Here is a 12463-nt window from a genome sequence, read left to right as displayed (position 1 = left end):
GCAGGCACATGTACGATGTGTTGATCCAAAACGGCTTGCTGTGCGATGGAACGGGCAATCCGTGGACAAAGCTGGATGTGGCGGTAAAAGACGGAAAAATCGAAAAAGTAGGAAAGCTGCAGGGGAGTGCTGCTGCGCTCGCGATTGATGCAGCGGGCAAGGTTGTCTCTCCGGGGTTTATCGATCCGCATGTCCACTCTGATTTATGGTGTACCAGGCCGGATGTTCATCACATCAAAGTGCTGCAAGGCGTCACCACCGAACTGTTCGGGCAAGACGGCATCTCGGTGGCGCCTGTCACCGAAGCGACCAAGCCCTTGTGGCAAAAGCAGCTGAAAGGCTTGAACGGTGATTTCGGCGACTGGCCCTGGGAGTCGGTGGACGATTATTTGCGGTTTCTCGAGCAGGCCAAGCTCGCCGGGAATGCGGCTTATCTGGTGCCGCATGGCAATGTCCGTACGATTGCGATGGGCTTCGACGGACGGGAGGCGACAGCGCAGGAGATCGAAGAAATGCGCCGTCTGGTCGAAGAAGGGATGCGGCAAGGGGCGATCGGTGTCTCCTCCGGCATCCAATATCCGCCTTGTGTTTTTGCGAACAAAGCCGAGCTGATCGCAATTTGCGAAGCGTCCGCCAAATATGACGGTTCGTTTGTCGTACATATCCGCAATGAAAGCAACCTTTCCTTGGAAGCGCTTGCAGAGGTGATCGATGCAGCTCGCCACTCCGGGGTGCGCCTGCACGTTTCGCATTTCAAGGTGTGTGGCAGCATCAACCGGGACAAATGGCAGCGAGCCTTGCAGCTGTTGGACGATGGGCGCGCGGAAGGCATCGAAATCACCTTTGACCAATATCCGTACACGGCTGCTTCCACCGTATTTTCCGCGATTTTGCCCCCCTGGATGCACGATGGCGGTACGGAAGAAATGCTGGCGCGGCTGCAAGATCATACGCTTCGCCCGGCTCTCAAGCACGAAATGCTGACAAATGGCGAGTACGACAACACCGTACGCAACAACGGATGGGGCAACATCGTCATCGCCTCGGTTGCGTCTGAAGCGAACAAGCATCTGGAGGGGAAAAGCGTGCGTGAAATCGGCGAGCTTCGCGGCATCGATCCAGCGGACGCCGCGCTCGACTTGCTTCTCGAAGAAAAAGCAGCCGTAACCATGGTCATTCATTGGGGCGTAGAGGAAGACATTTTGCAAGCGATGACGCACCCGCTGCAAATGGTCGGGTCGGACGGCGTGTTCGGCGGCAAGCCGCACCCGCGGCTGTACGGCTCCTTTCCCCGTGTGGCTGGCCGCTATGCGCGCGAGCAGAACGCCTTTCCAATCTGGGAAGCCGTGCGGAGAATGACGAGCGCCCCTGCACAATTCATGCGACTCAAAGACCGGGGGTTGATTCGGGAAGGCAACTGGGCAGACATCGTCGTGTTCGATCCTGCCAAGATCGCCGATCGTGCAACCTATGATGATCCGCTGCAAACGCCTGTCGGCATCTCGCACGTGCTGGTGAATGGTCAGCTTGCTGTTCGGGACGGCGTCTATACCGGCGTGACGGCGGGAATGGTAGTGAGAAGGTAGTGTTTGATTTCAACGAACCATTCTGGCAAATTGATTGAGCCAATGACAGGCATAGCGACAGTCATGGACTTTGGTTCTCGTCCTGACTGCCGCTATTCCTTCCGAACAGGCCGTCGGTTTTTTCGGCGAACAGATACTCCCGGCTAAGAAAACAGAAAGGTTCGCTAAGCCGTTTTAGTTACGATTAAAAAACATTATAGACATTTTCACATTCTCTCGCTGTCGGCTCATAAAAGCAATGTAGCCTGTATCGTCCGACGTGTGGCTGATTATACCAGGTCGGCGGGCATGGCAGTGGATTTTGTGCCGTTCCCGGACGAAAATACCAGAGGGAGAATTTGGCCGGCCAATGCCGTTCCCCATTCACAGCCCGCTGCGCCAGACGGCGTTCTCTCTCTCTTGATCTTTGGTAGAACATCCCATGTTGAAGCGCTTCAAACGCGTGCGGCTGGTTGATCATCTGAGGAATGGTCCGGAGCCCTTTAAAATCGGAGCAGTTCGCTCGTATTCGGTTAATTCCCACCTTGTCAGAAGTGTTCATTGGATCAGAGATGATTCCCGGAAGAACAAGGATTCAATGGCCGAAGGGGAGAACTATTTTTGCATACTATTAGAAATGTGAGGTATGGTTGGTGTCCATTCCAAAATTTGATTATCCTTCATTAGAAACAGAGCGAGTGAACCTCAGGATCGTAACCTTTCAAGACACGGAAGCAGTATATAAACATTTCTCGGATGAAGAAGTAACAAGGTTTATGGATATCGAACCATGCCAAAATATTATAGAGGCTGAAGAAATGATTCGGTTTCATCTTCTGGATTCAGGCTGTCGATGGGGGCTGTTTGAGAAAGACACGAATAAATTCATGGGCACTTGCGGATTCCACTGTTTAAGGCGAACCAGTGAAGCGTTTATCGCAGAGGTGGGATTTGATCTGTCTAAAGAGCACTGGGGCAAAGGATTCATGTATGAAGCAATGAAAGCAGTAACGGAGTTCGGATTTTTCAAAATGGGGCTCACGATGATCGATGCAACGGTTGATCCCGGGAATGAAAGATCACAAAAATTATTGACGAAAATGGGATTCATGAGGGAGCGAGAAGCAAGAGATGGATTGATCTATTTTTATTTGAAGTCGGGAGAATCTTAAAGTAGAGATGACCTGATTAAAAATAGATCGAACACGTTCCAGCGAATAAGCTACTTTATTCCTAAAAGGAGCAGATGAAGGTGAACTACAATCGCTTCTTTCCAACAAGCATGAAAGCGGCTCTGGCAAATGACCCTCCGGGGGCTTGGGTGCCCAAAACCCCCGCCGACTGCATTTGTTTACATAGGGGCTACCCTGCATCTTCACTTGTGCCCTACGTTGAAATCAAATGTGCGGTAAACACGCTGATAGACAAGGAGCATGATTTGCCTCTGCACTATCTCGGAAGCGCTCAAACCGGAGTGCTGAAAGAGAAGATCCGGAGTCGACTAGCGGTGAGGGGGATTGTGGTGAAGGATGCTGAACTCCTTGTTACGTCAGGCAGCAGCCAAGCCCTCGACTTGATCGCCAGGACGCTTCTCGATCAAACAGCCGTTGTGGCGATGGAGGCGCCTACGTATATGGAGGCGCTGGAAACTTTTCAAAACTACACCAATCAAATAATCAGTGTACCGATCGACGAACACGGGTTAAAGGTCGACGTTTTGGAGACACTGCTGCTGAAACGAAAGCAAGACCGGTTACCGATGCCGCGCTTTCTGTACACCATCCCCTCCTTTCATAATCCGTCTGGAGTTACGATGAACCCTGAACGGCGGCATCGCTTGCTGCAGCTTGCCTCAGCGTTTGACTTTCTGATCGTGGAGGACGACGCATATGGAGAATTGTCCTTTTCCGAAAAACCCATTCCGCTCAAAGCTACCGATCCGGAACAACGCGTTTTGCACGTTGGCTCCCTCTCGAAAGTGGTAGCACCCGGAATGCGCATTGGCTGGATTGCCGGTGCTCACGAGCTGGTCTTTGCATGTAATTGGGTTAAAAAGGATTTGGATCATCCGTTTGCGCAAGCGACGATGGGAACCTACTTGCAGCACATCAATCTTGAGCAGCACATCATGCAGTTACGCAATGCGTATCGTTCCAGACGCGATGTACTCGTAGCTGCGCTTGAACAATTCATGCCGGAATGGGTCAAGTGGACGATCCCGGACGGCGGTTACTTTGTCTGGCTGCATGTCCCCAACGTCGATACTTCACTGCTGCTGGAGAAATCGCTGCGTGAGGGTGTGTCTTTTGTCCCTGGAAAACACTTTTTCTTACACCCCAGTGAAGGAAAGGACTATTTGCGGCTTTCATTCAGCTATGAAGAACCGGAGCGGATGGTTGAGGGCATTCAAAAACTGGGGGAACTCATCCGTCTGGTATAAAGGCGTAAAAATTTCCCCCCTTGAAATAGTAGCACATATCTGATATATTTAATGCTAATTAAATATTTTCTTACTTCAAACCTTTTGAAGTGAGGATAGAGGCGCAAAGACCATTAGTACGCAGTTGGAGGATAATGAGGTCCTGGGATGATTGTGGAAAGGGGAATTTGCCGAAGCTTTAAGATTCTCATTCGTCTTAGGGCTGGTTCTGCTATTGAACAAATACAGAACTGTCATATAGGAAACTATATGGAGGGCTATCTCACGCACGGAAACTTGATTTGGTTTATGTTTCTACTGCAGCAGCGAGCCGTCGCTGCTGCTTTTTTGCGTTGACTTGGAAGGCCCTTGGTCACCTCTAATTTATTTAAAATAATGGTAAGGGTGAGGAACATGTATTTTGGCCAAGTTTTAACCGCTATGGTTACACCGTTTGATCAAAATGGCGATGTTGATTTTGACGCGACGAGAACGTTAGTCAATGATTTACTGGAGAATGGCACAGATGGATTGGTCGTCGCAGGTACAACAGGTGAATCTCCAACCTTATCAACAGAGGAAAAGGTAGAGTTGTTTAAACTTGTAGTAGACGTGGTAGGCGGCAGAGTACCTGTTATTGCCGGAACAGGCTCGAATAATACCAGGGCTTCCATCAGTGTAACAAAACAGGCTGAAGCAATTGGTGTTGATGGCATTATGCTCGTGGCCCCATACTACAACAAGCCTTCCCAAGAAGGGATGTATCAGCACTTTAAAGCAGTTGCCGAGTCAACCTCATTACCGGTGATGCTTTATAATATCCCTGGGCGCAGCGTGGTGAATATGTCCGTTGAGACGATTGTTCGCCTGTCCCGGATTCCGAATATTGTCGCGATAAAAGAAGCAAACGGCAATTTGGATGCCATGGCAGAAGTGATCAGCCAGACACCAAGCGATTTCACTTTATACAGCGGTGATGATAGCTTAACATTGCCTGTCTTAAGCATCGGCGGTGCAGGAGTTGTTTCCGTTGCCTCCCATATCATTGGCAATGAGATGCAGGAAATGATCAACCTCTTTAAAAACGGAAAGATGCAAGAGGCAGCTGCGGCCCATCGCAAACTGCTTCCGATCATGAAAGCATTATTTGCTGCCCCAAGCCCGTCACCGGTGAAAGCAGCTCTGAATCTGAAAGGAATCAACGTCGGCGGCGTCCGCCTTCCAATGGTTCCGCTAACCGTTGAAGAAACAAACGCGTTACAAAGCGTGCTGCAGCAGCTTGGATCATTGTGACACAGAAAGAGGCACCGCCTAACTTGAGATGGTGCCCAAAAAAGCGGACTCCTGCTTGCTTGCGGGTCCGCTTTTTTTCATACAGACAAGAATTGATAAAATGCTTATCTGTACAAGGGCAACCGCGGCTTAAGCCAAAAGCTCGGCGTAGCCAGGTTTTCTCTAACATTTGCATACCATCAGAACATTTCCATCCGGGTCCTGAAACGTAAACCAATGGCCGTTCTCGATGCCGCTCACCAGCTCGATGCCCTTTTCTTTAAGCAATTGGAACGAAGCGTGAATATCATCCGTATTGAAATGGAACAAAGGGGTATTGCGCACAGAAGCAGGGTCATAAATTTTGCTGTCCAGCACGACAGTTGTGCTTCCCTGCATGGGCAGGCAATAAATGTGCCCAAACAGGATTTCCCCCGCTACCGGCACGTTGAGAAGATCGCTGTACCAATCGCGGGCTCGCTCAATATTACTGACGGGGATAAAAACAGCACCAACTGCATTTAGGATGGGATGTGACATAAAATCCTCCTACGGGAGATGTGTGAATGAGATAGATGTTCGAGAATGATAGGGATAATCCTGTGCAACGAATTGTAAAGAATGTAGGTAGTGGTGCGGGAAAGGAGCAGATCAGGACGGGGGGAGGGGCTTTTTTCGGCAAAAAAATCCATAACGGCACGTATGGCCATTACGGATTGATGGGATGAATCGATTAATAAGCTACCGTTTTGGAGATGAAACCAACCAGCGCATTTCCATTTGCGTCTTTGGTAGAGCCATAATAAAAACCATTGCCCTCACCAACGACGGTTACCGCAGCGCCATTACCGGCATATCCGCGAGTCAAGCTTGAAGCGGATGGTGTTGAAAAGAAGTAACCTTTATCAGCTTGAACTTTCACTGTTTTTGGTTTGATTACATCGTATTGGGCCAACAGTGATTTGGAAATGTAGCCTTGCTCAATGAAAACATAGCCTTCATACCCGCTGCCTAAATCCTTGATTTCATAGCCATACCAAAGTGAAGTGACTGCGTTCGAATCGTACGGACTGGAAAAGACGTAGCCCTTATCTACAGCTACGATTGTCTTTTTTTGAACGACAGGGGCAGCTGTTTGCTTCGACTGTGGATTGGAATTGGATGAAGGCTTGCCAGATCCGCTAGAGTGGCTGGAGGACGAACCGCTTGAGGACTTGCCGCCATTATGATAGTGGTACTCTCCATACTGTAAGCCCCATTTTTCACAGTTCGTCCTGCATGTGTGACCGCCATTGGCATCGGTTCTGCCCGGATGCGCCTCGATTACATTGAAAGGCAAAATGACAGACAGGATAAGGAATAACGTGCACAGTGTTTTTTTCATCGGTATCTCCTTTTTTCTTGAATATTTGAAAATGATACCAAAAGCTTCGCGTGTTGTAACCGTCAAAATGAAAATGGATACTCGAACATGTTATGTAAGCTCGTTGATCGAAATACCAAGATCACAGTACGAGCGGAACGAAACCATTGTAACAAAACAAAAAAACCTTGATTTCTCAAGGTTTTGCGCTCTTATTTATGGAGCGGGTGATGGGAATCGAACCCACGCTACTAGCTTGGGAAGCTAGAGTTCTACCATTGAACTACACCCGCGTGTAAGTAATATTTTAAGCGCTGGTAAGGGTGGTGTCAATGCGTTTTTTTCCATTTTGTAGTTTTATAAACGAACAGGATGAACTGCAGTAGGGTTCATTAACTTTAACAAAAGGCAATCTATCAGATCGGTTAAATAAGCTAGTAGTGCTTCGTTCTGCTTAGTGCTGCCTTTTGAAGAATGGAGTAAGCCAACGACGCTAGCAGAGTAGGGGGCATATTCATCATCAGGTGCACCAAGCTGAATATAACCCTTTGGATCCCAGCCGTTCATTAGCGATCGGACGTGCACCAAATCCTCCTTGTACCGTTACTTTAATGCTTTACTCATGGATTCCCCCTATATTTCTAATTATCCAATATTTTCTGAGCAGCAAGCAGGCAAGAATCGTAGGAAGGGCTTATAGATTCACCAAAAAAACGGATGAAAACTTGCTGGATTAAAACGGCCAACTCTTCCGGGGAGGTAATTGTATTAGCTGCCTGGAATATAGCTCGACTTTCTAAATCATACTCATCTGGCGGGGCTTCACTTGCGAGTAACCTGAGTGGGTCCCATTTATCAATCACAAGTTTGATTTTTTCAAACTGCATATGTTCACCTCAGTGCGATTTTTCATCATTTTTCAGTAATGTCCTCAACCTTCAAGAAGCCGATGAAATCGTTATTTTGGGTACTGTCGTTTATATTAATATAGACAAAGCAGCCACTTTCAGCTTGGGTAACGGTGACTCCAGAAAACACTCGCGATAGTTATTTAATTGTATATACGCTAAGAGATAAAAATAGTTTCTTTTACCACATTGTGTACTAAGCAAAGCCGGGCTGATGTTCATTTCCTATTTGGCTATCTTCAAAAAAAGGAGGGAAGGCGAATGGCCGTCACAACGGTAATCATGCTTGTTTTTGGTTTGGGGTTTGTCATGCTTCTCATCGGCATTATTGCGAGAAAGAAAGCAGTCATCTGGCTCGGAAGCGCCTTTATCGCAATGGCGCTAGCTCTTGGGTTCATGGTATGGAATGCGTTACGTTATATGTAAGGATAAAATTCCCCGTCCACAAAAAATCGCTGATCGAAGAAGGTCAGCGATTTTTACGTGCTACCCGTTCAACTGCTTTACGGGTATAATAAATTGGCAGAAGTAAACATTAATTGTGGCGATAGACACGAAGCGCAGATCCGACGAAGACGCATGCTTGAAGGAGAGACAATGACCGAGAAACCCCATATGAATGAAGCAGGATGGAATTTCGACAACAGCTATGCACGCCTTCCGGAGGCGTTTTATTCCAGGACGAACCCGACCGCAGTACAGGCTCCGAAATTGATTGTTTTGAACGAAAAACTGGCAGCATCGCTGGGGTTGAATGCAACGGCGCTGAACAGCGAGGAAGGAGCGGCTGTGTTTGCGGGCAACCAGATCCCGGAAGGCGCTTTTCCGCTGGCGCAAGCGTATGCGGGTCATCAGTTCGGGCATTTTACCATGTTGGGTGACGGGCGCGCCCTGCTGCTCGGTGAACAGATTACGCCGCAGGGCGAGCGGTTTGACATTCAGCTGAAAGGTTCAGGCAGAACGCCTTACTCCCGCAGAGGCGATGGGCGCGCGGCGCTCGGGCCGATGCTGCGCGAATATATCATCAGCGAAGCGATGCATGCGCTCGGCATTCCCACGACGCGCAGTCTTGCGGTGGCGACGACCGGCGAGTCCATCATCCGTGAAGAGATGCTGCCCGGTGCCGTGCTGACCCGTGTTGCGGCGAGCCATCTGCGGGTCGGTACGTTTCAGTACGCTGCGGCGCGAGGGAATGTTGATGATTTGCGCGCCCTGGCAGATTACGCGATTGAACGGCATTATCCACATGCAAAAGATGAGGAAAACCGGTATCTGTCCTTGCTGCAGCAAGTGATCGGGCGGCAGGCTGCCTTGATTGCGAAATGGCAGCTGGTCGGCTTTATCCACGGCGTGATGAATACCGACAATATGGCGATCAGCGGAGAAACGATCGATTATGGTCCGTGCGCCTTTATGGATGTGTTCGATCCGGCGACGGTGTTCAGCTCCATCGACGTTCAAGGGCGTTACGCCTACGGCAATCAGCCGTATATTGCTGCGTGGAATCTCGCCAGATTTGCCGAAACGCTCTTGCCGCTCTTGCATGACGACAAGGAACAGGCCATCAAACTGGCGGAAGCCGAGATTGCCTCGTTCTCGCAACTGTATAACCGGCATTGGCTTTCGGGCATGCGGGCAAAGCTGGGAATCTGTAACGAAGAAGATCAGGATCAATCGTTGATAGAAAGCTTGCTCGGGATGATGGAAAAGCATCGTGCAGACTACACGAATACGTTTCGCGCCTTGACGCTCGACAAGCCGGAGGATACGGCACTGTTCGGCACGGAGGAGTTTGCGCAATGGCTGGAGCAATGGCAGGCGAGAGTAGGCAGGCAGCCGGAAGCAAAAGCCGCCTCGCGGGAACGGATGCGCAAGAGCAATCCGGCGGTCATCCCGCGCAACCACCGGGTTGAGGAAGCGCTGGAAGCGGCGGTCAGGGAAGCGGATACAAGCGTGATGGAACGGCTGCTCGCTGTATTGGCAAATCCGTTTGCGTATTCCGCCGAGCAGGATGACTACGCCGCACCGCCCGCAGATACAACACGACCGTATCAAACGTTTTGCGGCACATAAGCGAGCATAGAGGAAGTTATCGTAAAAAAGCTTTGAAATGGCATTCCATTTTAAGGCTTTTTTTGCATACAGACGTTTACTCTGGTGTAAGGCGAGACTTTATAATGGCTTCATGTACGATTGGTCCATGAAAGGAAGGAAAGACAGATGAGTCAACAAATAGCGGATGTGATCCTGTCGAGCAACAACGTCTTCACCGGATTGTCGGATCGGCCTCGGCCTGCAAGCATTGCGATTGCAGCCAACAAAATCATCGCAATCGGTACTGCGGAGGAAATGAAAGCGTATGCAGGTGACGCAACAAAAATGTACACGTTTACCGATCAATTGATCATGCCAGGGTTTCATGATTTTCATCTTCATCTGATGGATGGGGCCGTTTCGATGACGACGGCGAATCTGTTTTCGGCATCGTCTCTCGAAGAAGCGCTCGAAATCGTGCGAGACTATGCCGAATCGCATCCAGACGCTGCCTGGATCGTCGGCTCGTCATGGGATTCAGGGTACTGGGATTCGCAGCAACTGCCGGATCGTACCGCATTGGACCGCATTTTGCCCGATCGTCCTGCGCTTCTCTTCCATGCCGAGGGGCATTACGTCTGGGTGAATTCGAAAGCGTTGGAGATCGCGGGCATTCATCGGGATACCCCAAATCCCCCGTACGGGATCATCGGCAAGGACGAGAACGGGGAGCCGGATGGGATTTTGTACGAAAAAGCGATGGATGCGGTGATTCGACACGCCTATGATTTTACAAAGGAACAAAAAAGAGAGCTTTTCACAAGCTTCCTTTCGTATGCAGCGAGCCTCGGCATCACGTCCGTCCATGACTTGTTTGCGACGGAATCCATGGAGATGCTGTACGATTACGAGCTGTACAAAGAATTCGAAGACAGCGGGGAGTTGACCATCCGCATTCATGTGTGGCCCGCTTTAAACGGCAATCTCGACTATCCGAAACAAGTGCGGGAGAAGTATCAATCGGACAAGCTTCGGCTGTCCGGTCTGAAGCAATTCATCGATGGCGTTGTGACCGCCCGCACCGCCTATATGCTCGAACCGTATGCCGATCAGCCGGATTGGCGTGGCGAACCCTCTTTTCCCGAAGAAACGATAAAAGAATGGGTCGTGGAGGCGGACAAGGAAGGATTCAGCATTCGGTTTCACGCGATTGGCGACGGGGCGATCCGCCTGGCCCTGGATGCGTATGAAGCCGCGCAAAAGGCGAACGGTGTGCGCGATTCACGGCATTCCATCGAGCATATCGAGGTGATTCACCCGGACGATATTCACCGTTTTCAAAAGCTGGGGGTGACGGCATCGATGCAGCCGAACCATATGGGAATGTCGGAGAGAGGCGTTTATACCGAGCGGATCGGGATGGAGCGGGAACCGTATGTGTTCTCCACGCATTCGCTGCAGCGTGCCGGTGCGACACTGGCATTCGGAACCGATTGCCCAATTGACGGTTTGAATCCGCTTCAGCAGATTTATCGCGCGGTCACGCGCTTTGACAACGGAGGGGAAGCGGTTTGGAACCCGGAGCAGTGCATTACGCTCGCTGATGCATTGAAAGCCTACACGGCAGGGCCCGCCTTCGGTTCGTTCCGCGAGCACGAACTCGGTACATTGGAAGTGGGCAAGCTGGCCGATCTGATTGTCCTGGAACAAAATCTGTTTGCGCTTCCGGCAGAGGCGATACCGGAGACAAACGTGCTGCTAACGCTCGTTGATGGCAAGGTGGTATTTGAAAAAGGGACGGAAGGATGACGTTGCCGACTCCCTTGTAACCTTGCTAGCGTTCTGTAACGGAAATTTCCATCCCTCTTTCGCCCGTATCATTTATCACAACAGATAGCCGCTTTTCGGCTATCTGTTGTCTATTTTCACGATTGATGGGGTGGGCCAGTGGAGAAATCGTCATGGACGTGTTATGTTCGATACAGAGGCTGGCGAGAAGGAGAACATACCATGCACACGAGGTTAAGTATAGGTGAAATGGCGAAGCTGCGGAATGTAACGGTGGACACGCTGCGGCACTACGATAAGATCGGGTTGCTGAAGCCGTATCAGATCGATCCCGGGTCAGGCTATCGTTACTACTCCATTTCTCAGTACGAAGTGTTGGGAACGATCAAGGAATTGCGGGAAATCGGTTTTTCATTGGAGGAAATCAAGCAGTTTCTCACCGATCGCAATGTCAAAAAATCGGTTCAGATCCTGCAAAAATCGTTGGACAATCTGGAGGATAAAATACGGCATCTGCAGCATATCCACGCGATTTTGCAAACGCGAATCGGCAATATCGAGCAGTTCACCAACAGCTACAAGGACGCGGAGATCGTCATCAAGCAATTCGACGTAAGGAACTACATCCAGCTGGATAAGCCGGTGAGCTGGGCGGATAAAGAGAAGCTGTATTTCGGACTTTTGGAGCTTGAAAACAAAGTAAGCGGCGTTCTGCCGGTGTTTGCCAGCAACAAATTTGGCGACTTCATCAAGCAGGAGTATTTTGATGAAATTCGGCAATCAACCGACTTTTCTCATCACCTGAGCGCCTACCAATCGCACATTTTCCTGCTCGTGCAAGAGGAGGAGTCCAATCAGCCCACGCACACGATCGAAAAAGGGCTGTACGCATGCACGTATTATGGCGGGATCGTCAGGGAGAAAATGCTGTCCCAGCTAAAAAAACTGCTCCATTACTGCGATGAGCACGGCTATGTGATCATCGGCGACGCCCTGCGAATCATGCAGATCGATGTTTCGTTGACGGATCAATCCGATGAAGCGTACTATGAAATCCAGATTCCGATTCAAGCGAATACCGAGTAGAAAAGCCCGCGAAATGCCTTGATCATTT

Annotated in this window: 11 protein-coding genes, 1 tRNA gene, 1 pseudogene and 1 riboswitch; of the genes and pseudogenes, 8 read left to right on the top strand and 5 right to left on the bottom strand. The window is 49.9% G+C overall.

What is annotated here, in order from left to right; translation table 11 throughout:
* The first annotated feature begins 8 nt into the window (after window positions 1–8).
* Window positions 9–1586, top strand: a complete 1578-nt coding sequence (locus ACTID9_RS15950; RefSeq protein ID WP_441065484.1) for an N-acyl-D-amino-acid deacylase family protein — start codon at window positions 9–11, stop codon at window positions 1584–1586.
* A 184-nt stretch (window positions 1587–1770) separates the two neighbouring features.
* Here ACTID9_RS15950 and ACTID9_RS15945 read toward each other — a convergent pair.
* Window positions 1771–2109 (bottom strand): annotated as a pseudogene (locus ACTID9_RS15945) (cell wall hydrolase); the annotation flags it as partial.
* A 109-nt stretch (window positions 2110–2218) separates the two neighbouring features.
* On the opposite strand from ACTID9_RS15945, the gene ACTID9_RS15940 reads away from it, so the two are divergent.
* From ACTID9_RS15940 to dapA, 3 genes are all read left to right on the top strand, one after another.
* On the top strand, window positions 2219–2737 hold the full coding sequence (locus ACTID9_RS15940) for a GNAT family N-acetyltransferase (RefSeq protein WP_441065482.1): 519 nt from the start codon (window positions 2219–2221) through the stop codon (window positions 2735–2737).
* Between the two features lie 80 nt (window positions 2738–2817).
* Window positions 2818–4005, top strand: coding sequence for a PLP-dependent aminotransferase family protein (locus ACTID9_RS15935; RefSeq protein WP_441065480.1), 1188 nt, complete (start codon window positions 2818–2820; stop codon window positions 4003–4005).
* Window positions 4006–4093: 88 nt separating this feature from the next.
* Window positions 4094–4273: riboswitch (Lysine riboswitch) on the top strand.
* Window positions 4274–4398: 125 nt separating this feature from the next.
* Complete coding sequence (dapA, locus tag ACTID9_RS15930; RefSeq protein WP_441065478.1) at window positions 4399–5277, top strand: 4-hydroxy-tetrahydrodipicolinate synthase; 879 nt, start codon at window positions 4399–4401, stop codon at window positions 5275–5277.
* Between the two features lie 162 nt (window positions 5278–5439).
* On the opposite strand, the gene ACTID9_RS15925 is transcribed toward dapA, so the two are convergent.
* From ACTID9_RS15925 to ACTID9_RS15910, 4 genes are all read right to left on the bottom strand, one after another.
* Window positions 5440–5796, bottom strand: coding sequence for a VOC family protein (locus tag ACTID9_RS15925; protein WP_441065477.1), 357 nt, complete (start codon window positions 5794–5796; stop codon window positions 5440–5442).
* A gap of 193 nt (window positions 5797–5989) precedes the next feature.
* Window positions 5990–6640 (bottom strand): YHYH domain-containing protein, encoded by a 651-nt coding sequence (locus ACTID9_RS15920; protein WP_441065476.1) that lies wholly within the window; start codon window positions 6638–6640, stop codon window positions 5990–5992.
* Between the two features lie 198 nt (window positions 6641–6838).
* Window positions 6839–6912 (bottom strand) — tRNA-Gly (locus ACTID9_RS15915).
* A 348-nt stretch (window positions 6913–7260) separates the two neighbouring features.
* A complete protein-coding gene (locus tag ACTID9_RS15910; RefSeq protein ID WP_441065474.1) occupies window positions 7261–7506 on the bottom strand; it encodes a DUF1871 family protein in 246 nt (81 codons plus the stop codon).
* Between the two features lie 282 nt (window positions 7507–7788).
* Between ACTID9_RS15910 and ACTID9_RS15905 the strand changes: the two genes are divergently transcribed.
* From ACTID9_RS15905 to ACTID9_RS15890, 4 genes are all read left to right on the top strand, one after another.
* Window positions 7789–7953, top strand: a complete 165-nt coding sequence (locus ACTID9_RS15905; protein ID WP_441065472.1) for a hypothetical protein — start codon at window positions 7789–7791, stop codon at window positions 7951–7953.
* A gap of 171 nt (window positions 7954–8124) precedes the next feature.
* Window positions 8125–9600, top strand: a complete 1476-nt coding sequence (locus ACTID9_RS15900) for a protein adenylyltransferase SelO (protein ID WP_441065470.1) — start codon at window positions 8125–8127, stop codon at window positions 9598–9600.
* A 147-nt stretch (window positions 9601–9747) separates the two neighbouring features.
* Entirely contained in the window at window positions 9748–11370 is a 1623-nt protein-coding gene (locus ACTID9_RS15895; RefSeq protein ID WP_441065468.1) for an amidohydrolase, read from the top strand.
* A 201-nt stretch (window positions 11371–11571) separates the two neighbouring features.
* Window positions 11572–12435 (top strand): MerR family transcriptional regulator, encoded by an 864-nt coding sequence (locus ACTID9_RS15890; protein ID WP_441065466.1) that lies wholly within the window; start codon window positions 11572–11574, stop codon window positions 12433–12435.
* The last annotated feature ends 28 nt before the right edge of the window (window positions 12436–12463 follow it).

Origin of the sequence: Brevibacillus fluminis (genome assembly GCF_052072235.1) — a bacterium.
Taxonomy (GTDB): Bacteria; Bacillota; Bacilli; order Brevibacillales; family Brevibacillaceae; genus Brevibacillus_D; species Brevibacillus_D fluminis_A.
This window is presented reverse-complemented; position numbering and strand designations above follow the sequence as displayed.